A 26,505-nucleotide genomic window follows, 5' to 3' on the forward strand; every position below is an offset into this window, starting at 1 on the left:
GTCCCCGGTCAGCGCCGGAGCGGGTCGTCGTCCTGGGCGGGCTCGACGGCGCGGGCGTCGGCGTCGTCGTCCGGCCGCACCGCGTTCTGCAGCGCGATCGTCCGGGCCAGCCGCGAGTAGCGCAGCTCCTGCTCGCGGAAGCGGACATAGGTGGAGACGGTGACAAAGGCGAAGCCCATGACCAGCGCGTACAGCACCAGGTCCGTGCCGCGCTGGACGCCCAGGCGGTTGGCGATCCAGGTGAGGTCGTCGGGGCGGATCACGGCGTAGACCATGAACACCACGAACAGGACGAAGCCGATCTTGACGCCGGCCTTGGCCCGGGCCTTGCGCCGGTTGGCCAGGAAGAACGCCACCAGCGCGGCGCCGGCGAGCAGTAGGAGAGCCTTGATCATCGCGGCAACCTCTTTCCCACGAGTCCGTCGGAGAGGATGTTGATCCCGTTGAGCAGCGACTGCCCCTTGGACATGGAGTACTCGGTGTAGAGGATGTCGACGGGTTGTTCGGCCACCCGCCACCCGTGGGCGTCCATGAGCTCGACGAACTCGCTGGCGTGGCTCATGCCGTTCATCCGCAGGTTGAGGTCCTCCGCGACCCGCCGGTTGAACACCCGCAGGCCGTTGTGGGCGTCGGTCAGGCCGAGCCGGCGCGTGCGCGGGCTGAGCAGGACCACGGTCCGCAGTACGATCCGCTTGATCAGCGGCACCTGGTCGCCGGCGCCGCGCGGGCGACCGAAGCGGGTGCCCACCACGATGTCCACCGGCTCGCTGCGCAGCCGCTCGAGCATGGCCAGCACGTCCTTGACCTGGTGCTGACCGTCGGCGTCGAAGGTGACGAAGTAGCGGGCGCCGGGCTGCGCGCGGGCGTACTCGATGCCGGTCTGGATGGCGGCGCCCTGGCCCAGGTTCACGGGATGACGCACGAGGTGCGCCCCCGCCCGGTGGATCGCGGCCGCCGACTCATCGGCCGAGCCGTCGTCCACGGCCACGATGTTGGGGAACGTGGCGCGCGCTGCGGAGAGCACGTCCTCGATCACGGTTCCCTCGTTGAAACAGGGAACGACGAGCCAGACGTCCCGGTTGCGCACGAGGTCGTCCTCACCCGCGTCGCCCCGCCCTGAATGCCGCTCACTGTCACCGCTCATCGAGGGTCGATACTATGCGATGAGACTGACAACCCGGTGACGAGAAGGACGGCGGTTCCCCAATGGCCATCGATGTGATGCTCCCCTACTACGGGGATGTCGACCACTTCAAGAAGGCCGTGGACAGTGTCCTCGCGCAGAGCTACGCCAATTTCCGCCTGGTCGTGGTGGACGACGGCTACCCGGATCCGGAGCCCGGCCGCTACATGGGCGAGATCACCGCGGGCGACACCCGCGTGACGTACGAGAAGAACGAGACCAACCTCGGCGCCAACGGCAACTACCGCAAGTGCCTGGGAATGGTGACCTCGCCGATCGTGGTGGTGATGGGCGCCGACGACATCATGCTGCCGAACTACCTGCAGGTGGTGGCCGACGGCTTCGCGGCCGTGCCCGACGCCGCCGTGATGGAGGTGGGCGTCAACGTGATCGACGAGAACGGCGCCCCGGTCCGCGGGTTGTCCGACTCCGTCAAGTCGTTCACCCAGCCCAAGGCCGACGCTCGCACCGTGCTGCACGGCGAGAAGCTCATGACCTCGCTCATGCACGGCAACTGGACCTACTTCCCGTCACTGGCGTGGAACTCCGAGTGGATCAAGCGGATCGGGTTCCGCGAGGGCCTGGACGTGGTGCAGGACCTGGCGCTGCTGGTCGACGTGATCACCGGCGGCGGCCACATGATCTACGACCCCACGCTGGCGTTCCTCTACCGCCGCCACTCGGCCTCCGACTCCTCGGTGCGCGCGCTCGACGGCCGCCGCTTCGACGAGGAGGCCCGGTTCTTCGCCGGCGAGGCCGACGCCTTTGCCGCCCGCGGTTGGAACAGCGCCTCGCGGGCGGCGCGCTTCCACGTGACCTCGCGGCTCAACGCGTTGTCCCTGCTGCCCACCGCGGCCAAGGCGGGCAAGCTCGCCGAGGGCGGGAAGAAGCTGCTCGGCCACACGTTCCGTAAGTTCTGATTGGCGCGGTCGCGACGTGTCGCAACTCGTGTGATCCTGTCGCGATCGCGGTCCGGGTCGGCTCATCCGGTTCGTGGCAGGTGCGACTGAAGAAGGTGGTCTCGCCGTCGCGCGGCGTTAGGTTGGGGAGATGGTCACGGATGCGCCTCCGGTGAACGCGCCCGGGAAGCTCTGGACGCTCGCCGTGGCCATTTATGCCGTGGAGGCGCTGACCCTTGTGCCGTTCGCCTTCTGGGCGGGATGGTTCGCCGGGTTGGCCGTGACCGAGTGCGCGAGTGAGGGTCGTGTGCTCGTCTGTTCCAGCCCGTGGCAGATGCCGATGACGGCACTGCCGATGGTCGCTTTCATCGCGAGCGTGGCTGTGTTCTGGCTCTACATCTTCGCCCGCCGCGGGCGGATCCGGCGCGTGGTGATCGCCGCGATCGCGACCCCGGCTGTCCAAGCAGTGATCGTCTTCGGCGCCGTCGCCGCTGTGCGGATCAGTGGGAGCGCAGAGGCAGCATCCGGATGATCCCCGAGACGTGGATCCCGCACCGGCGCGACGACGGCGAGGTGGTCGGCTGGATCGACATGACGGTCGCCGAGCCGCGGTTCGTGCCGATCGACCGCCTCGGCCGCGCGCTGGAGCCGGCGGACGACTGGCACGAGGCGGAGGAGGTCCTCGACGGGGTCGGCCTGAGGTTCCTCATGGATCGCTACGTCGTGGAGGATGACGGCCACGACACCGTGGTCCGCATCGCCCACGTCTACTCCGACCGCGTGGTGCTCTCCACCGCGCTCACCGACGCGATCGAGGACGTCGGGCGCGAGATCGTCGTACCGTTCCCGGTTACGGACGCGCTGCGGCCGCTGCCATCGTGAGCCGTCCGGCCGTCGCGTAGGCGAGCCCGCGCCCCGGGTCATCCACCAACCTCGCCCCGACCTCCACCAGATTTCCCCCTGCGTTCACCTTCCGGACCTGAACCGGTGTTCCTCGCGTTATTGACTCGACCGCGGCCGGGCAAACGGCCACGACCGCGTTCGGGAGGACCACCATGACCAGCAAGTCCACCATCATCCGTTGTGCCGCTGCGGCGGCCGCGCTCATGGTCGCTCCGGCCCTCAGCGCGTGCGGGGAGTCCGCAGGATCGGCGCCGGCCGCTTCCGGGGAGTCCGATGTGCTGACGTTCGCGGCCGTGCCGGCGGAGGCATCCGCGTCGCTGGGCTCGGATTTCGAGAAGATCATCGCGCTGATCGAGCAGGAGACCGGGAAGACAGTCGAGTTCCAGAACGCGACCGACTACGCGGCCGTCATCGAGGGCCAGCGCGCCGGGAAGATCGACCTCGCCTCATACGGGCCGTTCTCGTACGTGATCGCCCGCGACTCCGGTGTCCCCCTGGAGCCGCTCGCGGCTCCGACCAGCGACCCCGACGTGGCACCCGCCTACTCCTCGCTGGCGTATGTGCGGGAGGACTCGGACATCACAGACCTCGCCGCGGCCAAGGGTCGGAAGGTCTGCTTTGTCGACCCCGCCTCGACGTCCGGTTACCTCGTCCCGACGAAGGGACTGCTCGACGTCGGCCTGGATGCCGGAGACGACGTCACCCCGGTCATGGCCGGCGGCCACGACGCCTCGCTGCTCTCGCTCGAGTCGGGACAGTGCGACATCGCGTTCGCCCACGACACGATGCTCGACACTCTCGAGGGCCGCGGCCAGATCCAGCCCGGCGCCCTCAGGTCGGTCTGGGAGTCGGAGAAGATCCCAGAGGATCCGATCGCCGTGAACACCGAGACGGTCGACGCCGAGACGGTGAAGAAGATCGACGAGGCACTGAGCACGATGGCCAACAAGCCGGCCCTCGTCGCGGCGGGAATCTGCGTTTCAGAGGCCGCCTGTGAGCTTCCCGAGGAGATCGAGTGGGGTTACAAGCCGGTCGACGACTCGGACTACGACCCCATCCGCGAGGTCTGCGACGCGACCAAGGCAGAGGCCTGCCAGAGCTGAGTCGGTCAGACGCAATCCCGAAAAGAGCCCGGTCAACCCGATAGCGCCCCGGCCCGCCCCAGCAAGAACCCGGCCAGCCCGGACAAGAACCGAGAAAGTTGAAGGTTTCCCATGCCTGATCGCGATCACAACCGTCCACGGACTGACGCGAGCGTCGTCCTGGAATCCGTGAGTCGCCGTTTCAGCCCCGAGGTCCTGGGGCTGGACGACGTCTCGCTCGAGTTCCGGACCGGTGAGGTCACGGTCCTGCTCGGCCTGTCCGGGTCGGGTAAATCGACGCTGTTGCGCCACATCAACGGACTCCAGCGGCCGACCAGCGGGCGGGTCACCGTTCTGGGCCACCGCATGGAGACGGCCAGTGCGCGCCAGTTGCGTATCGCGCGACGGGAGATCGGCTTCATCTTCCAGGACTTCAACCTCGTCGGGTCCATGTCGGTGCTGGAGAACGTGTGCACCGGCCGGCTCGGATCACTTCGCGGACCGCGGTTGTCGCTGATGACCTACCCGCGCGCGGTCCGGCGCGAAGCGCTCGAGCAGCTGGACCGGGTCGGGCTGGCCGACCGCGCCCACCAGCGCGCCGACACCCTGTCCGGCGGTCAACAGCAGCGCGTCGCCATCGCGCGGGCGCTCATCCAGAAGCCCAGGGTCCTCCTGGCCGACGAGCCGGTCGCCTCGCTCGACCCCCGCTCGGCAGCGCAGGTCATCGAGCTCATCGCGCAGATCGCCCGGGAGGAGGAGCTCACCGTGATCTGCTCGCTCCACCAGGTCGAACTCGCCCTGTCCTTCGCGGACCGTATCGTCGGCCTCCGCACCGGCCAGGTCGTCATGGATCGGCGGGCGGCCGGGATCGACGCGAGCGAGGCCCTGATGATCTACGAACAGGTCGCCGCCCCCGACCTGTCGAGCGTGCACCTCGCGCGCCCGGCGACGGTGTGACGGGCACCCGGTGTCACCGATGACGACGTCCACCGCCGCCCCGGGCCGCGGCCCGGCGGCCTCCGCCCTGCTCAGCCCGTCCACCCCGACGCGGCCCCGGCCGTCCCTGAACGGGACCGCGGTCGGGCTCTTCCTCACCGCCCTGCTCGCCGCGGCCGTCTGGTCGACGATCGACCTTCGGATCAACGTGGCCTCGATCCTCGACTCCCTCTCCAACGCGGCCGACTTCGTCTCGCGGATGTTCCCCCTGGACTTCCCGCCCGCGGTCGAACTCGCGCTGCTCATCGCCGAGACCCTGGCGATCGTCGTTCTGGCCACCGCCCTGGCGGTCGTGCTGTCGATCCCGGTGGCGTTGGCTGCCGCGTCGACGTCCGGCCGCACCCGGGCGGGACGCGGGACAGCCCGGTCCCTCATCGTGCTGTGCCGGGCCGTGCCGGACCTCGTCCTGGCGATCCTGTTCTTCCGGGTGTTCGGCCTGGGGGCGTTGCCCGGGGTGCTCGCGATGGGGCTGCACTCCATCGGCATGATCGGCAAGCTCTACGCCGATGCGATCGAGGAACTCGATCGCGGACCCGTCGATGCCGCCGAGGCGGCCGGGGCGACCCGTCGCCAGGTCGTGTGGGCGACCGTGATCCCCGCGCTCATGCCCCAGCTCATCGCCACCGCGCTGCACCGGTTCGACATCAATCTGCGCACCTCCGTGCTCCTCGGCTATGTCGGCGTCGGCGGCATCGGGCTGGCGATCGCCGACGCACTGCGCACCCTCGATTATCAGCGCGGGATGGCGCTCGCGCTGGTGGTACTCGCCCTGTGCGTCGCCACCGAGCTGCTCTCGGGTGCGGTGCGGCGGGCACTCATGCGCCGGTCCGGCACCGAACCGGCGCGGCGCGGCTGGGTCCTGGGCCGTCGCGGTGGCGGCGCGGGTGAAGACACCGGAGCCGTCGGGATCGCGCCGCCGTGGACCGTCGACCGCATCCGGCGATTCCTGTCCATCGGCGCCGTCGCGGTGATCCTCGCCGCCTCCGTGGTCGGCGCGGATCTGTCCGCCGACCGGTTCTGGGCGGGGATCGTCGACCTGCCGCGGACGCTGGGGCTGTTCCTCCCGCCCGGGACCGGCGGAATCCTGCCCGAACTCCTGGAGCAGCTGCTGGTCACCGTCCAGATCGCGCTGTCGGCGACGCTGCTCGGCGCCGTGATCGCGGTGCCCGTCGGTGTGCTGGCCGCCCGGAACGTGGTCCCCGACGCCACAGTCCACACCTCGGCCCGGATGTTCATCGTGTTCGTCCGCGGCATCCCCGAGCTGATCATCGCCATCGTCCTTGTGGTCATCACCGGTCTCGGGGCGGTCGCGGGGACGCTGGCCCTGGCCATCGGCGCCGTCGGCCTGCTGTCCAAGCTTATCGCCGACTCGCTGGAGGAGACCGACGTCCGTGTGCAGGAGGCGTTGCGCGCGAGCGGGGCCACCCGGGTCCAGGTGTTCTGCTCAGCCACCGCCCGGCAGGCGGCCCCGTCCTTCATCGCCCACGTCATGTACCTGCTCGACACCAACATCCGCTCCGCCACGCTGCTCGGCGTCGTCGGCGCCGGCGGTATCGGCTTCTACCTGCTCAACGCCTCGCGCGTGGTCCAGTTCGACGTCGTCACCACGATCATCCTCATGATCCTCGCAGTGGTCCTGGTGGTGGAGGCGTTGTCGGTCTGGGTGCGCTCGAGCGTCCGCTGACCCGACCGACGCGACGACGCCACGGGCCCGCGGCCCCCGGGACGACCGGGGGCCGCGGGCCCTGTGTCGTCGAAGTCCCCTGCGTCGTCCCGTTCCCCGGGTCGTCAAAGCCCCCGAAGCACCCGGCGGGCGACGCCGAAGGACATGGTCATCCCGATCCCGGTCGTCACCACGGCTGCCGTGGTCCGCGGGTGGACGCGCTCCACGACGAGGTCGGTGTCGGGGCTCGAGGCGTAGACGCCCTGCCAACGCTGCCGGACCCGGAAACCGGAGGGACTCACGATCGAGGCGAGCTCGTCGAGCAGTAGCGTCGCGACGTCCTCGTCGAGGAACGGGTCCACGGTGAGGTCACGGTGGTGGCTGTCGCCTAGCAGGAGGCTGCCGTCGGGCCGTGTGGTGAGCATGATGTTCGCGTCGACCCCGACGAGGTCCGGACGGCGCTCGGCCAACTCGGCGGCGACCGTCGGGGCGGACGAGAGCGTGTTGAATCCGCCGTAGCGCACCATCGAATATCCGGTGAGCAGCGCCGATTCGGTGCGCAGGCCCGCGACCGCGTCCGCGCTCGCCATCTCCAGCGCGCAGCGCCGCACCCGGTGCCGGTCGGCCAGGTCCGGAAGGAGCTGATCGAGGTCGTGCCCGGTGCACACCACCACGTGGTCGGCGGTGAACGTGCCGCGGGCGGTGTCGACCTCGCCGTCGCCGATCCGGCCGACCGCGGTGCGGAACAGGACCTCCACCCCCGGCCGCCCGGCGAGGGTCCTGGTGAGGCCGCCGACGGCGGTCCGCGGGTCCACGCGCAGGTCGGCGGGGAGGAAGGCGCCGCCCACGATCCCCGCGTCAGCCGCGGGAGCCCCGATCCGTGCGGCGGTCCCGGCGGCGTCGAGCAGCTCGACGAGCTCGGCCCCCCGTTGATCCCTGAACTCCTCGAGGAGTCCGAGTTCGGCGCGGGTGCGGGCCACCACCACCGCGCCGGCCTCTCGCGCCCAGATCCCGGACTCCGCGGCTGCGGTGAGCCACCCGTCGCGGGAGTCCAGCGCCGTCTCGACCAGGTCGTCGGACTGGGCGGTGACGCAGGCGTGACCGAAGTTGCGGATGGACGCGCCGACCGCGCGCGCGTCGCGCTCGAGGACCCGGACGGTCATCCCCGTCCGGGCCGCCTCCACGGCGTGCGCGATGCCGACGATGCCGGCGCCCACGACCAGGAGGTCGGTGTGGCGGGGCAGGGGGGTGTTCGGGGAAGAGTCGTCCGTCATGGTCTGATCCTGCCAAGCGGCGGGGCCGTCTCGGCGGCTCGTCAGACGAGCTGGGCGACTGTTCACCCGGATGAAATGTGGATGACCTCCGGAGGTCGTCGCGGGGCGGGTGAACCCACTTACGGTGAACCCGTCACCGGCGGTCACCGGCTCGATGCCCGGCCCGCCCCGAACCCGCGGAGAAACCATGATCACACTGCTGTCCTGCGACGTCGCCGGCACCACCGTGGACGAGGGCAATCTCGTCTACCGAGTGCTCCACGACGTCGTCACCGAGTTCGGGGCCGAAATCTCCGACGAGGTCCTGCGGGAGTGGACCGGCATCGAGAAGCGCTGGGCCATCCGCAACCTGCTCGAACTGGGCGGCGCGGACGCCTCCGACGCGCGCGTGAACGCCGCGTTCGAGCGGTTCTCCCAGGTGCTCGAGACGACGTACCGGGAGAACCCGCCGGCCCCGATCGCCGGTGTGGAGGACTTCTTCCGCCGCGTCCGGTCGGCCGGCGTCAAGGTCGCGCTCACCACGGGGTTCACCACACCCGTCGCGGAGTCGCTCTTCGCGGGCCTGGGCTGGACGGTCGGCGACGGTGACCCGGCGGCCACCGTCGACGCGGTCGTGTGCGCGGACACCGTGGCCGAGGGGCGCCCGGCCCCCTATCTCATCCATCGCTCCATGGAGCTCACCGGAACGCACGACGTCGCCGCCGTCGCGGCCGTGGGCGACACCGGCGCCGACGTGCGCGCCGCGGTCAACGCCGGCGTCCTCGCCGTGGGTGTGCTCACGGGCGCCCTGACGGCCGACGACTTCGCGGACACCCCCGCGCAGCTCGTACTGGACTCGATCTGCGATCTCCCGGGCGAACTCTTCGCCGCGCCCGCCCCGGCGTCCGCGTGACCCCGGCCGGGAACCGGAAGGCGACAGCGCACGTCTGGACCGGCGGGACCGGGTTCGAGACCCGGCTGGTGCCCTTTCCGGAGCTCGGCCCGGGTGAAGCGCTCGCGGCGGTCCGGTGCTCCACCGTCTGCGGCTCGGACGTGCACACGGTCACCGGCCGCCGATCTGGTCCGTGCCCGTCGATACTCGGGCACGAGAGCGTCGGCGAGATCGTCGAGCTCCACCCCGACGGCGCCACCGACCTGCAGGGTGACCCGCTCGCGGTGGGCGACCGGGTCGCCTGGGGCGTGACGTGCGCATGCGGCGACTGCGACCGCTGTCGCGCCGGCCGCTCGGCCAAGTGTCGCTCCCTGCTCAAGACCGGCCACGAGCCGATCGACGGGCCGTGGCCGCTCTCGGGCGGGTACGCCTCGCACGTGCACCTGCGACGGGGGCTGGCGGTGGCGCGCGTCCCCGCCGGCGTCGGTGACGGGCCCGCGGCCACCGCGGCCTGCGCCGGGGCCACCATCATGGCCTGCTTCGACGCCGCCGGAGCGGAGTCGGGGGCGCTCGGGGGCGCGCGCGTCCTCATCACCGGGCTGGGCATGCTGGGGGTGAGCGCGGTGGCCGCGGCCCGCTGGTACGGCGCCGCAGGGGTCCAGGTGGTCGACCCCGACCCGGATCGGGTGGCGGTCGCCCGTCGTTTCGGTGCCACCGCCGAGCGCGATGGCGGGCGCGAGGCCGCGCCCGACACTGAGCGAGCCGACGGCCCGGTCGACGTGGCGGTGGAGCTGTCCGGGACCACCGCCGGGATCACCACCTGCCTGGACGCGCTGGACGTGGGCGGCACGGTGGTCCTGGCCGGGTCGGTCGCCCCGTCCGCGCCGGTCCCGGTGGACCCCGAGCGGATCGTGCGCGGGCTGCACCGGGTGGTCGGGGTCCACAACTACGAGCCCGTCCACCTGGACCGGGCCCTGCGCATGCTCGCCGACACCAGGGGCCGGTTGCCCTGGGAGAGCCTGGTGGACGGCCCGCGCCTGATGTCCGAGGTGGCCGCGGTAGCCTCCGGAGCGGCGCCGGCCGCCGCCGGTAGACTCCGGGTGGCGCTCCGGCCCGGCGACTGACCCGGGCGGTGTCGACCGCCGGAGGTGGAACCGTGACGGGTGACCGTGAGGCGGGCGTCGCGCAGATCGAGGACGCCCTGGTGGCCGAGATCGCCGACCAGCCCGACGGCACCCTGCTCCCCAGCGAAGCCCGACTGATGCGCCGGTTCTCCGCCACCCGCTCGGTGGTCCGATCCGCGATCGGCGGGCTCGAGAAGCGCTTCCTCGTCCGCCGGGTCCAGGGCCGGGGGACCTTTGTCAACCGCCGGGTCGAGTACCCGATCTCCTCGACGGTCGAACCGTCCTTCCACGGGATCGTCGCGGCGAGCGGCGCCACCGCGCGAGTCGTCACCCTCTCCCACCGGGTCGAGGGCGTCGACGACGAGAGGGCCAGGGTCCTCGGGCTCGCCCCCGGCGACCAGGCCATCCGACTCGAGCGACTCGGGTACATCGACGACGCGCCGGCCTGCTTCTTCGACGAATGGGTGACGGGCGACATCACCACCGACCTGCGCACCGCCCTGCGGGTCGTGGGATCACTGGGTGAGGTGATCCGCGGGGCCGGCGGTGAGATGCGGCGTGAGCGACTGAGTGGCAGCGTCGACGTCGCCCCACCGCACGTGTGCGCGCGTCTGGAGCTCGACCCGTACACCCATACCTGGTTCGTAGAGTCCCACAACGTCGACGCCGCCACTGGTCGCCCGCTCATGGTCAGCTACGCCTGGACCCGCATTGACCGCGTCAGAATGGTGTTCGGCCGATGACCGGCGTCCCGGTCCTCGGAGCCCCTGACTTCCTGGTCGTGGGTGCGGACGTGGTCACGGCCGACCGCGTCGTCCCCTCCGGGGTGATCGAGGTCCGCGGCGGGTTGATCCGGTCGGTCCGCCCCGGCACCGGCGCGGACGCTGGCCCGAGCACCGGCCCGGACGCTGGCCCGGGCACCACCTCCGACCTGCCGGTGGTCGACGCGACCGGGTTGCTCGCGCTGCCCGGGTTCGTCGACACCCACTGCGACGGGCTTGAGGGGGAGATGCGTCCCCGCCGCGGGGCCCCGCCGGTGGCCGCCGATGCCGCCTTCGTCTCCTTCGAGTCCCGGCTCCGGGCGGCGGGCGTGACCACGGTGTTCCACTGCGTCGGGGTCCGCGAGATGACCGCGCACGGCGTCCCCGTCGCGCCGGGGTCGTGGCGGGCGATCCATGAGCGCATCGCGGCGGCGGACCGGGGACTGGTGGACCACAGCCTGGTGGACCACCGTGAGATGGTGCGGCTGGACCTGCTCTCGCCCTCGGCGGTCGAGGACCTGCACGAGCTCCTGGCGAACCGCCCGGTCGGCGCCGACCCGCTCCCGGTGAGCCTGGAGAACCACTCTCCCGGTCAGGGGCAGTACCGCGACCCGGGCGTGCTCGCCGACTACATCGTGGCCACCGACGGAGTGGGTCGCGCGGAGGCGCTCGACCGGGTGGAGTTCCTCCACCGCAGACGAGAGGCCGGCGGCGCGGTGGTGACCCGGACGCTCGCCTCCGTGGACCAGCTCGTCGCCGCCGGCCGGGTCCGCCCCGTCGGTCACGACCCGGACACGCGGGAGGCGGTCGACGCTCTGGCCGCGAGGGGTGGCCGCATCGCCGAGTTCCCCATCACGGTCGAGGCGGCGGAGTACGCGATCGCGCGCGGATTGGGCACGGTGGTCGGGGCGCCGAACATCCTGCGGGGCGGCTCGCACGCCGGCAACGTCTCGGCGCTCGAGCTGGTCCGCGCGGGCCTGGTCACGGCCGTGGCCTCCGACTTCCACCCCGGGGCCCTGGTCGGCGCTCTGGCCGTGCTCGTCACCCCGGTCGCCGAGGGCGGAGCGGGCCTGACGCTGCCGGCCGCCGCCGAGCTGCTGTCCGCCGGCCCGGCCCGGCTCTCCGGACTACGCGACCGCGGGGTCCTGGCGGTGGGGATGCGCGCGGACATCGTGCTCGTGGAGCCCCGACCGGGGACGGCCGTCCCGCGCCGCGTGGTGGGCACGCTCACCGCGCGGACCGTCTGACCACGGACCGTCTGACCACGGACCGCCTGACCTGGGCACCGCCTGGCCAGCGGCGCGGCCACTACCGGCGCACGATCACCATGCGCGAACCCACCTCGCGGACGTCGAACAGCGCCGGGTCGTCGAACTGCCGGGGACGGAACACGATCTCCTCCCGGGCGTTGTTGCTCTCGAGCGGCATCGTGTTGATCAAGACGGGCAGCACCCAGCGGCGCGAGCCCTCCCGCGTGAGCACCAGGACGTCGGGAGCGCGGAACGCGCCCGAGTCCAGTGCCGCGGCCAGCTGCCCGGGGGAGTCGGCGCCGGACCACCGCCGGATCTCCTCGAGTCGCTCGGTGTACCGCGCGGCGGGCGTGGCGTAGGCCTGCGCCGGCGCCTGGAACGTGAAGTACGGCCGGTAGGCGTACAGGGCCGGGTCGGAGGTGAGCACCACCAGTTCGGAGGGCTCGCGTCCCCCGGTCATCTGGTCGATCGCCTCGAGCACGTCGGTCGGGGGCGCCGGGGCCTCGCGGGCGACGGCGGCGAAGTGCGAGTCCTCCTCCGAGACGTGCTGGACCATCTGGATCGCGGCCAGTCCGGCCAGCACCACCGCCACCGCCGCTACCCGACCCCGCGAGGCGGCGGGACCGGCCACGGGTGAGGTGCCGATCGCCCAGCGGGCCAGGGCGAGCGCACCGACGACCCCGGCCAACGCCAGAGCCAGGGTGATCACGGGGATCATCCGGAACGGCAGCAGCGTGCTCCCCGCGACCGCCCGCAGTCCGGACAGCGCGAACCAGCCCAACACCGCCACGACCATCAATCCCAGCGCCTGCGCCAGCACGACCGCGCGGTCGGGCGCCGGCAGCGGCCAGCCCGGGGTGGCGAAGGTCGCCTCGTCGTCGTCGTCGTCGTTGGTTGGTCGGAGGGAGACGTCCCCGGCTCCGCCCCCCACCTCGCTGGTTCCGATCCGGGTCGTCACCGCCGCCGCACCGCGATCGGCGAGCCGGCCGGCGCCGCCCGGCCAGACCGTCACCACCACCCACACCACGCCGATCAGGCACAACAGCCCCACGGCGGACACGTCGAACATCGGCAGCGGCCAGCGCGAACCGACCTCGGGGGCGAAATCGTTGGCGACGGACGGCTCGGTCCCGGCACCGCCCAGCACCGCCAGCAGGAAGCGGTGCCAGAACACCAGCGCGAGCGCCACCGAGATCGCGGCCATGGCGGCCAGGCGGGCCAGCAGCGCCCAGGCCACCGCCCGGTCGGCGCGGAACCGCCGGAGGTGGACGACGACGACGAGGCCCACCATCAGCGCGGCGAACCCCGCGATGAGCGTGTAACCCAGCGCGGCCCAGCCGAGGTAGAGGCCGATCGTCACGACCAGCGGCCACGTGGGCTGGCCGCCCTCGGGGTCGTGCGCCCGCGCGGCGGCGCGTGCGCAGAGCAGGAAGGTCGCCACCACGACCTGGGGAAGCAGGCAGATGAGGATCCAGGAGTAGGGCTCGTAGGCGTTGGTGTGCCCGCCGATGACCGCTGTCAGCAGGCCGAACAGGACCGCGAGGCGGGTGGGGACCAGCCAGCGCCAGGCGACGAACGCGATCGCACCCGCGATGGCCATGGTGAGGATCGCGTACGGCTTGTAGGCCAGCCAGCCGTCGACGGCCGCGATCCGGGCCAGCTGGCCGCCCACCCAGAACCACTGCGGCGGATAGAAGGGGGCGGCGTCGGCGTAGAAGGGGTCGTCGAGCGCGGGGGAGTCGGCGAAGCGGGTGACGTAGGCGACGCGGTTGAGCTGGTCGCCGCCGAGCCCGAACAGGTAGTGCGGGGTGCCGCTCAGCAGCAGACCGAGGTGGGAGGAGGCCAGGAAGGCCGGCCCGGCGGTGCCGAGGAGCCACAGCCCGCGCTCACTGGTTCCGCGCCCTCGGCTCCCTGTCCTCGCGTGCTTGCCCCTGCCGTGCTTGCCCCTGCCGTGCTCGCGCCCGCCGCGCCCGCCCCCGCCACCCCGGCGCAGCAGCAGCCAACCGGCCAGGATCACGAACGCCGCGGCGAGGGTGGCGCCAGCTGTCTCGGGCAGCCAGCTGGGCTCGGGGAACGGCCACGCGCTCACCGCGGCCAGGGTCAGCGTGCCGACGAGCGCGGCCACCACCAGCGCGGCCAGGAGTTCTGCCGCGCGGCGCGCGAGGTGCTCTGCCGCGCCCCGCGCCGTGGTTTCGACCGCGCCCCGCGCGGGGAGCCTGGGGGCGGTCATGCGGCGTGCCTGGGCGCGGCGGCGGGGGCGCGGCGGGTGGCGACGACGAGGCCGGCGACGTGGACCACGACGCCGATGCCGGGCCCGGCGAGCAGCGCGATGGCCGAGCGCACGTCGAGAGGGCCGGGAATCGCGACCAGGAGGATCAGGGCGGCGAGGACCGCGACCCACCAGCCGGCGTTGTAGAGCAGGTGCCGGTCGAAGGCCAGCGCGGCGTTCCCGGTCACCATCAGCGCGGCGGTGCCCACGGAGGCGGCGGTGAGGGCGGCCAGAACCGCCCCGGGCAGTTCGAACTCGGCGCCGAACAGCACCCGGATCAGCCAGGGGCCCACCAGCCAGGCGGCGCCGGCGCCCACGATCCCGATCGCCGTGACCAGGCCGAGAGGGGCCACCAGGGCGCGCGGTCCGCTGGCGCGGCGCTGGACAAAGTAGACGATGATCGCGCTCTGGAAGCTGGTCAGCGGGACCAGCAGCGGGGCCCGGGTCAGGGTGATGGCCAGGATCACCGCGCCCACCAGCGGGGCGGGGTCACTCGCGCGCACGGTCGCGGTGACGAACAGCGGGAAGCCGGTGACCAGGACGGAGGTGCCGGCGGAGGCCAGCATCGCGGCGCCGGTGTTGCGCCAGAACCGCCCCCGGCCCGCGTCGAGGGCGGACGCGAGGGCGGCGCGCGCGGCGGGGGAGAGCGCGATCATCAGCGCCCAGGTGAGCGTGCCGGCGACCGTGGCCAGGGCGAACCCGAGCCCGGCGTCGCCGAGCCACCACGCCACCCCGGCCACCAGCAGGCGCAGCGCGGCGTCCACGGTGAGCAGCGCGGCGTAGAGGCTCCAGCGCTCGGTGCCCGACAGCGCGCCCGCGGTGGCGGCCTGGAGGGTGAAGCCGAGGATGCCGAACGCCATGATCGCCACCCCGGCGCCCGAGAAGGTGGGCAGCCCCAGGGTCGGCCAGGCGGGCGCGCTGAGCACCACGACGGCGGCCAGCACCAGGCCCAGCATCAGCCCGGCCGGTAGGAGCCGGACCGGGTTACCCGTGCGCGGTGTGGGCATCGCGCCGACCCGCGCCGAGCGCACGGCGCGCGTGGCCTCCTGCATGAGCCCGTTGGCCACGCCGCCGAGCGCGAAGAACGCCCCCCAGTAGGTGGCGAAGAGCGGGTAGTCGACCGGGCCCAGCGTCCGGCCGGCCACCACCATGACCAGGTAACCGGAGGCGGCGGCGAACAGGGTCGCCAGGGTCAGTGCCCGCATCCCACCCGCGGCGCCGCTGCCGGTCGTGGGTGTCGGGTCAGCGGCGGCCGGCGTCGCCATCGGGCATGCCGAGGGTGGGCGGCAGCGGCTCGGAGAACAGCCACGCGTCCCACAGTGGGCGCAGGTCGACGGGGGAGTGGTCGGCCGCCATGTGTAGGAAGTCGTCGGTGGTGACGTTCCTGCCGGAGTACGTGACGACCCACTTCTTCAACAGATCGAAGAACTTGGCGTCGCCGATGGTCAGCCGCAGTGCGTGCAGGGTGAGCGCGCCGCGCTTGTAGACGCGGTCGTCGAACATGTCCTTCGGCCCGGGATCGGCCAGCAGGAGGTTCTGCGGCGAGTTCTGCAGCTTGGAGTAGTAGCGCAGCGCGTGACTGCCGGCGTCGGCGCCGCCGGAGAACTCGGTCCACAGCCATTCGGCGTAGCAGGCGAAGCCCTCGTGCAGCCAGATGTGCTTCCACTCGGCCGCCGTCACGGCGTTGCCGAACCACTGGTGCGCGAGCTCGTGGGCGATCAGGCGCTCGTCGTCCGTCCCCGACTCGGCCGTGTTGCGGCCGAACGTGGACATGCCCATCGCCTCGAGGGGGATCTCCAGCTCGTCATCGGTCACCACGACCTTGTAGTCCGGGTACGGGTACGGGCCGAACAGGTTGGTGAAGACGTCGATCATCTCGACCTGGCGGGCAAACGCGACGCGGAACTCCCGCTTGAGGTCGGCGGGCACGTAGGCGTGGAACGGCACCGCCCCGCCCGTCACCTCCAGGTGCTCGTACTGCCCGAGGTTGACGCTGACCAGGTAGGTGGAGGTGGGCTGCGGGAGGTCGTACTCCCAGGTGGTCATGCTGCCGCTGCGTTTCTTGCCCACCAGCGAGCCGGTGACCACCGCGTGGTACGGCGAGTCGGTGGTGAGCCGGATGCGGAACGGGGCCTTGGACGACGGGTGGTCGTCGCACGGGAACCAGCTGGCCGCACCGTTGGGCTGGTTGGCCACCAGGACGCCATCGGTGAGCTCCTCCCAGCCGACCTCGCCCCATGCGCCGCGGATGGGCCGGGGGTTGCCGGCATAGCGGATGGTCAGGGTGAAGGCGGACCCCACGGCGAGCGGCTCGGCCAGGGTCACCGTGAGCTTGCCCCGGGGCCGCGAGTACTTGGCTACGCGACCGCGGTCGAGCACCACCTTGGACACGTCCAGGTGGGGGGACAGGTCGAGGTGGATCGCCGAGAGCGGCTCGGTGGCCGTGGCGGTGATCACGGCCTCTCCGCGCAGGTTGTTGGGGCTCATCTTGTAGGTGAGGTCCAACTCGTAGCGGGAGACGCGGTACCCGTGGTTGCCGGCGCTGGGCAGGTAGGGGTCCACCGGGTCGGCGAGCGACGGGTTGCGGGGCGCCGTGATCTTGGCGACGAGGTCTCTCTTGACGGCCTTTAATTCCATGACCCGCGTGAGTGTAGTGGACCCGGGTGCCACGGCCTGCCCGCCGCGCCCCGTCCGACGGGTCGAATCAGAAACTACTTGCCACAATAGAAAGTAGTTGCCTAGAGTGGAGGTCACGCCCGGCGGACACCCCGCACGGAGCGGACGAGGGAAGGTCACCCCATGGACGCGCAGAACCCCACCACCGATCAGGTCGACCGAGCCGAGGCCGCCCGCCTCCTCGCCCACGCCGAACGCCGTCCGTCGGTCAGTTCCCCGCACGACGTCCGCGTGTTCGCGTGGTTCGTCGCCGCCATCGCCGGCCTGATGGGCGTGGGGATCGTCGCGATCATGCTCTCCAACTGGGCGACAGTGCCGTACGTGCTGCTGCTGTTCGCGGCGATCGCCTGGCAACGGCGGGCGATCGGCGCCAGCCCCCTCGGTTCGGGCCGGACGTACCTGTGGGGGATCGCGGGATCCGGGGTGATGGGGCTCGTCGTCGTCACCGGGTTGCACGTCATCCGCACCACCATCGGACTCACCCCGTGGTGGTACCTCCTCGGCGCGGTGCTGGTGGCGCTTCCCGGCCTGGTGGCCGCGGTGATCATCGCGCGGCGGGGCGCCGGGCAGGGTGTCGGTCAGGGTGTCGGGCGATGAGCGGTGCGGTCGGCGACGCGGTGGGTGATGCGGTGGGCGACGCCGAGACACACGACCCCGCAACGACAACGGCGGCGACGACGACGAGGCTGTCCGTCGCGGCGGGGGGCTCCGCCCCGGGCGCCGGCAGTCGCCCGGAGGGGCACGCCCGGCACCGACTCGACGAGGTCATCCACGCCCCCGTGCGCTTCTCCATCGTCGCGGCGCTGGCGGGGGTCGACGACGCCGAGTTCGCGACGATCCGCGACGCCGTCGAGGTCACCGACTCGACGCTGTCCAAGCAGGTCGCGGTGCTGGAGAAGGCCGGCTACGTCAAGGTCCGCAAGGGCTACGTGGGAAAGCGGCCGCGCACCTGGCTCTCGCTGACCCGCGACGGGCGCCGCGCCTACGAGTCGCACCTCGAGGCTCTCCGCGCTATCGCCGGCGGCTGACGCGAACCTGCGTGCGCCGTGGGTCAGCCTCGCCAGGGCGCGATCGGGTTGCCCTGCCAGCGGGTGCCGGCGGGGATGCGGTCGCCGCGCATGACCAGCGAGGCCGGGCCCACGGTGGTGCCGTCGCCGATCGAGGACGCCGGCAGTGTGACGCAGTGGCAGCCCAGGGTGGCGCCCTTCTCCATCGTCACCCGGTCGATCTGCATGATGCGGTCGTGGAACAGGTGCGTCTGCAGCACGCAGCCGCGGTTGACGGTCGCGCCGTCACCCAGCGAGATGAGGTCGGCCTCCGGCAACCAGTACGACTCGCACCAGACGCCGCGACCGATCCGCGAGCCCAGCATCCGCAGCATCACGTTGAGGATCGGCGTGCCCGTGGCGGGGCGGGCCATCCAGGGGGCGGCGAGGAGCTCGACAAACGAGTCGGCGACCTCGTTACGCCACACGAACGAGGACCACAGCGGCTGCTCGCCGGCACGGATCCTGCCCACGAACAGCCACTTGGCCAGCACCGAGACGAACAGGGCGACGAGGCCGGCGTACGCGAGGGCGAGCCCGGAGGTCAGCGCCGCAACCAGGAAGCCCCACTGAAGGTGGACCCCCTGCATCAGCACCAGGACGCTGAGGAGCAGCAGGAACGAGAGCCACACCGGGACCAGGCGCAGGCTCTCCCACGCGCCGCGCGCGACCTTGAGCCGGCGGGGCGGCTCGTAGGTGCGGGCGTCGTTGGTGTCGGAGACCGTCCGGGGCAACTTCTGTGGCGGCGAGCCGAGCCACGAGGTCCCCTTCTTGGACTTCTGCGGCGCCGAGGAGAGCACGGCCACCAGGCCGCGCGCGGGGACCTTGCGGCCGGCGGAGGCGATCCCGGAGTTGCCGAGGAAGGCGCGCTTGCCGATCTGCGCCTGCTCGAGTCGCATCCACCCGCCGCCGAGTTCGTACGGCGCGACCATGGTGTCGTCGGCGAGGAAGGCCCCGTCGCGGACCGTGGTGAGCGAGGGGATGAGCAGGACGGTGGAGGCCTCCACGTCACGGCCGATCTTCGCGCCCAGGGCCCGGAGCCACAGGGGGGTGAGCATCGAGGCGTAGAGCGGGTAGAGCCAGTTGCGGGAGGCGTCCATGATGCGCTCGCTGCACCAGGCCTGCCAGGCGATGCGGGAGTGGACCGGGTGGAAGCCCTCCGCGAGGCCCACCGAGAGGGCCCGGATCGACACGAGGGTCATCGCGGCGAAGAGCACCAGTGCGAGCAGCGCGCCGGGGATCGACCACAGGGTCGCCTGCAGGATCAGCTCGCCCGCGGTCCCGGCGTCCCGGACACCCCAGGCCACCAGGGCGAGCCCGGCACCCAGCGCGACCAGCGGCATCGCGCCCAGCACCACGGCGGTGACCTGGTACACCAGGCTCCACACCCGGCTGTGCGGAGCGTGCTCGGCCGGCCAGCTGGATCCGCGCTTGCCACGCTTGAGGGCCGGGGAACCGGCGTACCGCTTCCCGGCCTTGACCGTCCCCACCACCGCGGAGCCGATCTCCACGTGGGCGCCGCGACCGACGACCGCGCCCGGCATCAGCGTGGACCGCGCACCGACCACCGCGTCCTCACCGATCTCGAGCGCGCCCACGCGGACGATGTCGCCGTCGACCCAGTACCCGGCCAGGTCCACCTCGGGTTCGATCGAGGCACGGTCGCCCACGGTCAGCAGTCCGGTGACGGGGGGCAAAGTGTGCATGTCCACCCCGTGGCCGATCTTCGCGCCGAGTAGACGGGCGAAGGGGGTGAGCCAACCCGCACCCTCGAGGTTGGCGGCGCCCGTGGACTCGACCAGCCGCTCGGCCGCCCAGAGCCGCAGGTGCACCGACCCCGCCCGCGGGTACGTCCCGGGCGTGACCCCGGCCATGAGGGCGCGGCACGCGACGCCCGTGACCACCATGCGGCCCGCGGGCATCAGGAGGAGCACCGCCAGGATCCCGAGCACCCACCACGACACCGGGCGCGCCCACGGGATGCCGGCGTAGGAGGCGAGGTTGCCCGCGATCCCCAGCCAGGTGAGCCACTGCAGGCCCTTGACGGTGAGCAACGGGATCGTGGCCACGACCTGCAGGAACTGGGCGCCGCGGCCGACGGGCCGGACGTGCCGCGGCTCCACCGCGGCCTCGGGTCGGAGCTCGTCGAGGAAGGCGGCGAAGTCGCCGAGCCGCGAGCGGTCGTAGATGTCGCCCACCGTGACGGCGGGGAACCGTTCCCGGACGGCGACGACCACGTGCGCGGCGGCCAACGAACCGCCGCCTAGGGCGAAGAAGTCCTCGTCCACGCCGGAGACGTCGGCGCCGAGGGCGTAGGACCACAGCTCGGCCACCCACGCGTCGGTGCCGTCGAGCTCGGACTCGGCGGCGGAGGTCTGGGTCAGGGGCCACGGGAGGGCGGCGCGGTCGACCTTCCCGGACGTCCGGGTGGGCAACTCCTCGACGACGGCCAGGCGCGGGACCACGCCGGCGGGCAGATGCTCCCGCAGGATCCCGGCGGCATCGGCGAGATCGAAGGTCTCCGGGTCCTCGGCCACGAGGTAGGCCACCAGCACGGCCTGCCCGGCGTCGGTCTTCCTGACGGCGGCGGAACCCGCGCTCACCCCCGGCAGGGCGGACACGGCTGTGTCGACCTCGCCCAGCTCGAGCCGTCGGCCGCCGATCTTGACCTGGTCGTCGACGCGGCCGTTGAAGTACAGGCCGTCCGGTTCGAGCCGCACCACGTCGCCGGAGCGGTAGGCACGTTCCCACCCGAGGGTCTCCATGGGCGCGTACTTCTCCGCGTCCTTCGCGGGATCGAGGTAGCGGGCCAGCCCCACCCCGCCGATCACCAGCTCGCCGGTCTCGCCGTAACCGACGGGGTGGCCGGAGCTGTCGACCACGGCCAGGTCCCAGCCGTCGAGGGGCAGCCCGATCGACACCTCACCCGGTCCACCGAGGGGGGCCGCGCACGCCACGACGGTGGCCTCGGTGGGGCCGTAGGTGTTCCACACCTCGCGGCCGTCGCCGGCGAGACGCGCGGCGAGCTCGGGCGGACACGCCTCGCCGCCGAGTATCACCAGCCGGATGTCGGCCAGCATCGCGTCGGGCCACATGGAGGCCAGGGTCGGCACCGTGGAGATCACGGTGATCCGGCGCTCGCGCAGCCACGGGCCCAGGTCGATCCCGGACTTGACGATCGACCGCGGCGCGGGAACCAGGCACGCCCCGTGCGCCCAGGCCAGCCACATCTCCTCGCAGGAGGCGTCGAACGCCACGGACAGTCCGGCCAGCACCCGGTCTCCCGGCCCGAGCGGGGAGCCCTGCAGGAAGATCCGGGACTCGGCGTCCACGAACGCCGCCGCGCTGCGGTGGGAGACGGCCACCCCCTTGGGCAGGCCGGTCGTCCCCGAGGTGAAGATGATCCAGCAGTCGTCCGAACCGGCGGGGCCCCGGTGCAGTGCGGGGTCGACGGTCCGATCCGGATCCGTGACCCGCATGCCGTCCGCCGTGAATACCGCCGCCACCTCCGCCTGTCCGAACACCAGTTCGGCTCGCTCGGCCGGGTCGTCGACGTCTACGGGGACGTACGCGGCACCGGCGGCGAGCGTGGCCAGGATCGCCAGGTAGAGGTCGACACCCCCCGAGGGCATATGGATCCCCACCGCGTCGCCGGCCCCCACGCCCTGTTCGTGCATCCACCGCGCGGAGGTGTGGATCTGCTCCCAGACCTCGTCGTAGCTCAGGGTGCGGGTGCCGTCGTCCAGGCACGGTGCGTCCGGGTACCGCTCGGCCGCGGACCCCAGGACATCGATGAGCGTCCGCGGATTCGGGGCGTGTGAGCTGCGAAGATACTGCTCAGGGATGGTGTGCACAGTCGGATGGTATCCCGGTGAGGTGAACTCCCCACGGTGGGCGCGATACGGCTGGTTATATGAGGCGCATGACAGATTCTCTGCGGGACAAGACCATCGTGATCGTGGGAGCGGGGCCGGGTTTCGGGCGGACCCTCGCGCTGCGGGCGGCTGCGGAGGGGGCGACCGTGGTGGTGGCGGCCCGCACGGCGTCACGGCTGGACGGGATCGTCGAGGACGTCCGCGCCGCCGGGGGCACCGCGATCGCCGCGGCGGTCGACGCCACCGACCCGGAGTCGGTGCGCGCGCTGCGCGAGACGGTAGGCGAGCACACCGACGCCGTGCACGGCCTGGTCTACAGCGCGTTCGCGGTGCCGAGCATGAAGCCGCTCGCGGAGACCGACCATGACCAGATCTCCCGGGGGATGGACCTGTCGGTTCTCGGCGCCCTGCGTGCCACCCAGGAGTTCACCCCGCTGCTCGAGGCCGGCTCGTCGAACGGCGCGGCGTCGAACGGCACCCAGCCGGCGAGTCCTAGTTCGGTCGTCATGATGGCCTCGGCCGTCATCCACCACTCCCGCGAGCGCTACGCCGGCTACAAGATCGCCAAGACCGCCCTGGTCGCGCTCGGACACTCGCTGGCCACCGAGCTCGGACCGCGCGGCATCCGCGTCAACACCGTGGCACCCGGTTACATCTACGGCGACACGCTCAAGGCGTACTTCGAGCACCTGGCCGGCAAATACGGCGGCGGCGTGGACGACGTCTACGCGCACACCGCCTCCCGGATGGACCTGCGGCGCCTGCCGACCGAGGACGAGATCGTGGACCCCGTGTTGTTCCTGCTCTCCGACGCCGCGTCGGCCATCACCGGCCAGACCCTGACCGTGGACTGCGGCGAGTTCCACACCTGACCACCAGATCGGGTTCAGGGTCTAAAGCCCGGGCTTTCCCCGATGTGGTGGGGGTCGCGGTGGAGGAGGGTGGAGGTCGTCGGGGAGAAGGTCCCCGGCAGACCTACGACGACGAGGTGACCGTCATGGATTTCAACTCAGGTTCCGGGACCAAGCGACTGGTCCGATCCGAAGACCGCTGGGTTGGAGGTGTGTGCAGCGGCCTGGCCGACTACTTCGGCGTCGATCCGGCGTTGGTCCGCGTCCTGTTCGTGGCATCGATGCTCCTGCCCGGCCCGCAGCTGCTCCTCTACGTGATCATGTGGTTCGTCATGCCTGACGCCCGCGCCTGAGAGGGCTTTGGCATGCTGAGCGCATGAGCACACCCACCACCTCGGTCACGCCCGGGGAGTTCGCCTCCGTCCGCATCGAGAAGGGGGCCCGGGACCCGCACGTCGCGCAGGTGACGCTGATCGGGCCCGGACCCCACAACGGCATGGGCCCGGACTTCTGGGCCGAGATGCCCCGCGTGATGGCCGAGCTCGACGCCGATCCGCAGATCCGCGCGGCCGTCATCGCCGGGGAGGGCCGCAACTTCTCCTACGGCCTGGACCTCGTGGCGATGATGCCGCAGTTCATGGAGTTCCTGCCCGCGGACGCCGCGCCTGACGCCTCCCGCAACGAGCGGATCCTGGACTTCGTGGAGACCATGCGCCAAGCCATCGACGCGGTGGCCGCGGCCCGCACGCCCACCGTGGCCGCCATCCAGGGCCGCTGCATCGGTGGCGCCATGGACCTGATCTCCGCCTGCGACGTCCGCCACGGCGCAGCCGACTCCACCTATTCGATCCGCGAGGTCAAGGTGGGCATCGTCGCCGACATGGGCTCGCTCGGTCGGTTGCCGCACATCATCGGCCAGGGGCTGACCCGCGAGCTGGCGCTGACCGGCCGGGACATCGACGCCCAGACGGCGCTGCGCTACGGGTTGATCACCCACGTCGCCGACGGCCCCGACTCAGCCGCCGGCGTACTCGACTCGGCCCACGCGACCGCCGCGGAGATCGCGGGCAACCCGCCGCTCGTCGTCCGCGGAACGCGCGAGGTGCTGAACCGGGGGATCGACGGGCAGATCTACGAGTCCAACCGCTACGTGGCCACGTGGAACGCCGGTTTCCTGGCCTCCGCCGACATGATGGAGGCCATCTCGTCGACGCTGGAGAAGCGCCCCGCGGAGTTCACCGGCCGCTGAGCCGGGCGAGGCCGGGCAAGGTCGGGCGAGGTCGGGCGAGGCCTGGGCGGCCCGGGCAGCAACGCGAAGAGCGTCCCGCGCACATCGCCAGAGTGGCGGGTGCGCGGGACGCTCTCGTCGTCGGTGCCGGTCAGCGGGTGTGGACCAGCTCCCGCTCGTCGGCCGGGTCGGCCGCGCTCGCCGGGGCGTCCACCGCGAGGTTCTCGCCCTCGATGTCCACCTTCGGCAGGATCTTGTCCAGCCAGCCGGGCAACCACCACGCCTTGTCGCCGATCAGGTACATCAACGACGGCATGATGACCATCCGCACGACAAAGGCGTCGAAGAACACGGCGGCCGCGAGGGCAAAGCCCATGGTCGCGATGAACGCCATGTCCATGAGGATGAATCCGCCGAACACGCTCATCATGATCACCGCGGCGGCGCTGACCACACGGGCACCGTACTTGTAGCCGTGGACCACGGCGTCGGAGGCGGACTCGCCGTGCGAGTAGGCCTCGCGCATCCGGGAGACCAGGAACACCTGGTAGTCCATGGCCAGGCCGAACACCAGGCCGATGAGCATGATGGGCAGGAAGCTGATGAGCGGGTTGCCCTCGACCATCCCGAACCAGCCCCACTGGAAGATCGCCACGGTCGCACCGAGGGTCGCCAGGACCGAGAGCAGGAAGCCGAGCGCGGCGGTGAGCGGGACGACGATCGAGCGGAACACCAGCATCAGCAGCAGGAACGCCAGGCCGGAGACGATGGCCAGGTACGGCACGAGCGCGTCGGAGAGGCGCTCGGACACATCCGACTGGATGGCGGTGATCCCGGTGATGCCGTAGTTCGCGCCGGTCTCCTCGGTGAACTGCCCGGCGTGGTCGCGCATCGTGTGCAGCAGGTCCTCGGTGGCCTCGTCGGTCGGGCCGGTCGAGGGGGACACGAGGATCTGGGCGGTGTCCGCGGTCAGCGGGTCGGCCGGGTCGCCGTTGGTCAGGACGACCTGGGCGTTGACCACGCCGTCCATCGCGCGGAAGTCGGCGGCGGCGGTCTGGAACGCGTCGGCGCGCTCCTCGGCCGGGATGCCGGTGGCGTCGATGACCGCGAGCAACGGCGCGTTGGCGCCGGCGCCGAACCCGCGCTCGAGCAGGTCGGAGGCGTCGCGGGCCGGGGTGCCCTGCTCCGCGGTGGTGTCCGACGGCAGTGCGAGGCGCATCGAGCCCACCGGGATGGCGAGAAGGGCCAGGATCACGATCCCGGCGGCCAGACCGACCCACGGCTTGGCTCGCATCGCCTTGGCAAAGCGTTCGCCGGCGGTGTTGACGCCCTCGTCCTCCGGGTCCGGGGCGGTTACCTTCGGCACGTTGCCCTTGAAGACGTTGCCCTTGAGCGCGCCGAACACGGCGGGCAGCAGGGTGAGGGCGATCAGGACCGAGACCACGACGGCCCCGGCGGCAGCCAGCGCCATGGTGGACAGGAACGGGATCCCGACGACGGTCAGCGCGACGAGGGCGATGAACACCGTGAGTCCGGCAAACACGACGGCGGAGCCGGCCGTGCCGACCGCCCGCCCGGCGGCGTGCGCCCTGTCCTCGGTGAGTCTGATCTCGTGCTTGTAGCGGCTCGCGATGAACAGCGAGTAGTCGATCGCGACGGCCAGCCCGAGCATCGTGGCGAGGATCGGGGTCATGTCGTTGACCTCGATGGAGCCGGAGAGTGCGTGGACCGACAGGACGGCGATCCCGACGCCGACGATCGCGGTGAAGATGGGGAGGCCGGCGGCGACGATCGAGCCGAAGGTGATTGCCAGGACGATCAGGGCCACGACGATGCCGATGATCTCCGAGGTGAACCCGATCGCACCCATGTCCTGGGCCGCGTTGCCGTTGTAGGCCACCTCGAGGCCCAGGTCCTCGCCGGCGGCGACGACGGACTCGAGCGCCTGGCGCTGCTCGTCGGTCACGTCGACGGCGGACGGTGTGGTCTCGGTGTCGAAGCCGGCCTGGACTGAGTAGACGGACTCGTCCGGCGACAGTGGGGAGAGCGTGGCCGCGTCCTTCTCCGCCTGCGCCCGGTCGATGCCGCTGCCGGTGGACTGTTCGATCAGCCCGTCGGACTGGACCCCTACGGCGGTGACCCAGGGCTGGTCGCCGGGCTCGCTGCCCTCGAACGCCTCCGCGGGCAACCCGAGGGTGCCCACGGCGTCAGGGGCCGCGAGCCCCGGGATCGCGCGGATCGAGTCCAGGACCCTCGCGACGTTCTCCTGGTTCTCAGGAGACGTCAGTGGGCTCGAGTCCTCGGTCGCGATGACCATCTTGAAGGTCGGTGCGGACTGCGGGTCCTGGTCGGATTCCGACGGGAACCGCTCGGTGAGCAGGTCCTGCGCCCGCTCGGAGGGGATGCCGGGGATGGAGAAGGAACTGACAGCGGGGGCGGAGAACGCCCCGGCGAGTCCGCCGACGACAGCCAGGACGGCCAGCCAGGCGCCGATCACGAGCGGCCAGCGCCGGAACGAGCCGCGTCCGATGCGGTAGAGGAAGGAAGCCATGTG

The 26,505-nt window shown here is 71.8% G+C and carries 23 protein-coding genes; 15 read left to right on the forward strand and 8 right to left on the reverse strand.

From position 1 onward, the window contains the following. Nucleotides 1-8: 8 nt before the first annotated feature. Nucleotides 9-395, reverse strand: coding sequence for a DUF2304 domain-containing protein (locus R4P08_RS13645; protein WP_317814436.1), 387 nt, complete (start codon nt 393-395; stop codon nt 9-11). Continuing rightward, nucleotides 392-1,144, reverse strand: coding sequence for a glycosyltransferase family 2 protein (locus R4P08_RS13650; protein ID WP_317814437.1), 753 nt, complete (start codon nt 1,142-1,144; stop codon nt 392-394). The genes R4P08_RS13645 and R4P08_RS13650 overlap by 4 nt, the downstream gene beginning before the upstream one ends. 62 nt (nt 1,145-1,206) lie before the next feature. Here R4P08_RS13650 and R4P08_RS13655 point away from each other — a divergent pair, with 62 nt between their 5' ends. The 6 genes from R4P08_RS13655 (at nt 1,207) to phnE (ending at nt 6,747) form a co-directional block, all read left to right on the forward strand. After that, a complete protein-coding gene (locus tag R4P08_RS13655; RefSeq protein ID WP_317814438.1) occupies nt 1,207-2,103 on the forward strand; it encodes a glycosyltransferase family 2 protein in 897 nt (298 codons plus the stop codon). A 151-nt stretch (nt 2,104-2,254) separates the two neighbouring features. Further along, the gene (locus R4P08_RS13660) at nt 2,255-2,614 is read left to right on the forward strand and encodes a hypothetical protein (protein WP_317814439.1); all 360 of its coding nucleotides are present in this window, start codon (nt 2,255-2,257) and stop codon (nt 2,612-2,614) included. Further along, complete coding sequence (locus R4P08_RS13665) at nt 2,611-2,964, forward strand: hypothetical protein (RefSeq protein ID WP_317814440.1); 354 nt, start codon at nt 2,611-2,613, stop codon at nt 2,962-2,964. The genes R4P08_RS13660 and R4P08_RS13665 overlap by 4 nt, the downstream gene beginning before the upstream one ends. A gap of 173 nt (nt 2,965-3,137) precedes the next feature. Next, entirely contained in the window at nt 3,138-4,088 is a 951-nt protein-coding gene (locus R4P08_RS13670; RefSeq protein ID WP_317814441.1) for a phosphate/phosphite/phosphonate ABC transporter substrate-binding protein, read from the forward strand. Nucleotides 4,089-4,199: 111 nt separating this feature from the next. Next, nucleotides 4,200-5,024, forward strand: coding sequence for a phosphonate ABC transporter ATP-binding protein (gene phnC, locus R4P08_RS13675; protein ID WP_317814442.1), 825 nt, complete (start codon nt 4,200-4,202; stop codon nt 5,022-5,024). Between the two features lie 19 nt (nt 5,025-5,043). Next, a complete protein-coding gene (gene phnE, locus R4P08_RS13680; protein WP_317814443.1) occupies nt 5,044-6,747 on the forward strand; it encodes a phosphonate ABC transporter, permease protein PhnE in 1,704 nt (567 codons plus the stop codon). A 104-nt stretch (nt 6,748-6,851) separates the two neighbouring features. Here phnE and R4P08_RS13685 read toward each other — a convergent pair whose 3' ends face one another. Further along, complete coding sequence (locus R4P08_RS13685) at nt 6,852-8,000, reverse strand: TIGR03364 family FAD-dependent oxidoreductase (protein WP_317814444.1); 1,149 nt, start codon at nt 7,998-8,000, stop codon at nt 6,852-6,854. Nucleotides 8,001-8,187: 187 nt separating this feature from the next. On the opposite strand from R4P08_RS13685, the gene R4P08_RS13690 reads away from it, so the two are divergent. From R4P08_RS13690 to R4P08_RS13705, 4 genes are read left to right on the forward strand one after another with little or no spacing between them, the layout of a single operon-like run. Continuing rightward, nucleotides 8,188-8,892, forward strand: coding sequence for a phosphonatase-like hydrolase (locus R4P08_RS13690; protein WP_317814445.1), 705 nt, complete (start codon nt 8,188-8,190; stop codon nt 8,890-8,892). Next, a complete protein-coding gene (locus R4P08_RS13695; protein WP_317814446.1) occupies nt 8,889-9,995 on the forward strand; it encodes a zinc-binding dehydrogenase in 1,107 nt (368 codons plus the stop codon). Before R4P08_RS13690 ends, R4P08_RS13695 begins: the two co-directional genes overlap by 4 nt. Before the next feature lie 32 nt (nt 9,996-10,027). Then, the gene (locus R4P08_RS13700; protein WP_317814447.1) at nt 10,028-10,738 is read left to right on the forward strand and encodes a GntR family transcriptional regulator; all 711 of its coding nucleotides are present in this window, start codon (nt 10,028-10,030) and stop codon (nt 10,736-10,738) included. Next, nucleotides 10,735-12,003 carry an alpha-D-ribose 1-methylphosphonate 5-triphosphate diphosphatase gene (locus R4P08_RS13705; protein WP_317814448.1) on the forward strand — a complete coding sequence of 423 codons (1,269 nt, stop codon included), beginning with the start codon at nt 10,735-10,737 and terminating at the stop codon, nt 12,001-12,003. The genes R4P08_RS13700 and R4P08_RS13705 overlap by 4 nt, the downstream gene beginning before the upstream one ends. 61 nt (nt 12,004-12,064) lie before the next feature. Here the strand turns inward: R4P08_RS13705 and R4P08_RS13710 are convergent, their stop codons facing one another. From R4P08_RS13710 to R4P08_RS13720, 3 genes are read right to left on the reverse strand one after another with little or no spacing between them, the layout of a single operon-like run. After that, complete coding sequence (locus R4P08_RS13710; protein ID WP_317814449.1) at nt 12,065-14,236, reverse strand: arabinofuranosyltransferase; 2,172 nt, start codon at nt 14,234-14,236, stop codon at nt 12,065-12,067. Beyond that, nucleotides 14,233-15,540 carry a polysaccharide biosynthesis protein gene (locus tag R4P08_RS13715; protein WP_317814450.1) on the reverse strand — a complete coding sequence of 436 codons (1,308 nt, stop codon included), beginning with the start codon at nt 15,538-15,540 and terminating at the stop codon, nt 14,233-14,235. The genes R4P08_RS13710 and R4P08_RS13715 overlap by 4 nt, the downstream gene beginning before the upstream one ends. Then, on the reverse strand, nt 15,518-16,912 hold the full coding sequence (locus tag R4P08_RS13720) for a M1 family metallopeptidase (protein ID WP_317814451.1): 1,395 nt from the start codon (nt 16,910-16,912) through the stop codon (nt 15,518-15,520). The genes R4P08_RS13715 and R4P08_RS13720 overlap by 23 nt, the downstream gene beginning before the upstream one ends. 162 nt (nt 16,913-17,074) lie before the next feature. Here R4P08_RS13720 and R4P08_RS13725 point away from each other — a divergent pair, with 162 nt between their 5' ends. Together R4P08_RS13725 and R4P08_RS13730 are read left to right on the forward strand one after the other, a co-directional pair. Further along, on the forward strand, nt 17,075-17,548 hold the full coding sequence (locus tag R4P08_RS13725) for a hypothetical protein (RefSeq protein ID WP_317814452.1): 474 nt from the start codon (nt 17,075-17,077) through the stop codon (nt 17,546-17,548). Further along, nucleotides 17,545-17,979 carry a transcriptional regulator gene (locus R4P08_RS13730; protein ID WP_317814453.1) on the forward strand — a complete coding sequence of 145 codons (435 nt, stop codon included), beginning with the start codon at nt 17,545-17,547 and terminating at the stop codon, nt 17,977-17,979. The genes R4P08_RS13725 and R4P08_RS13730 overlap by 4 nt, the downstream gene beginning before the upstream one ends. Nucleotides 17,980-18,002: 23 nt before the next feature. Here the strand turns inward: R4P08_RS13730 and R4P08_RS13735 are convergent, their stop codons facing one another. Continuing rightward, a complete protein-coding gene (locus R4P08_RS13735; RefSeq protein ID WP_317814454.1) occupies nt 18,003-21,851 on the reverse strand; it encodes a Pls/PosA family non-ribosomal peptide synthetase in 3,849 nt (1,282 codons plus the stop codon). 68 nt (nt 21,852-21,919) lie between these two features. Between R4P08_RS13735 and R4P08_RS13740 the strand changes: the two genes are divergently transcribed. The 3 genes from R4P08_RS13740 to R4P08_RS13750 all read left to right on the forward strand — a co-directional run bounded on the left by R4P08_RS13740 (nt 21,920) and on the right by R4P08_RS13750 (nt 23,972). Further along, nucleotides 21,920-22,744, forward strand: coding sequence for an SDR family oxidoreductase (locus tag R4P08_RS13740; RefSeq protein WP_317814455.1), 825 nt, complete (start codon nt 21,920-21,922; stop codon nt 22,742-22,744). Between the two features lie 125 nt (nt 22,745-22,869). Beyond that, nucleotides 22,870-23,076, forward strand: a complete 207-nt coding sequence (locus R4P08_RS13745) for a PspC domain-containing protein (RefSeq protein ID WP_317814456.1) — start codon at nt 22,870-22,872, stop codon at nt 23,074-23,076. 23 nt (nt 23,077-23,099) lie between these two features. Further along, nucleotides 23,100-23,972: a crotonase/enoyl-CoA hydratase family protein gene (locus R4P08_RS13750; RefSeq protein ID WP_317814457.1), complete on the forward strand. Its 873-nt coding sequence runs from the start codon at nt 23,100-23,102 to the stop codon at nt 23,970-23,972. A 130-nt stretch (nt 23,973-24,102) separates the two neighbouring features. Here R4P08_RS13750 and R4P08_RS13755 read toward each other — a convergent pair whose 3' ends face one another. Further along, nucleotides 24,103-26,502 (reverse strand): MMPL family transporter, encoded by a 2,400-nt coding sequence (locus R4P08_RS13755; protein WP_317814458.1) that lies wholly within the window; start codon nt 26,500-26,502, stop codon nt 24,103-24,105. Nucleotides 26,503-26,505 lie beyond the last annotated feature (3 nt).

The sequence above is a fragment of the Rhodococcus sp. IEGM 1408 genome, from assembly GCF_033142235.1.
Lineage (GTDB): Bacteria > Actinomycetota > Actinomycetes > Mycobacteriales > Mycobacteriaceae > Dietzia.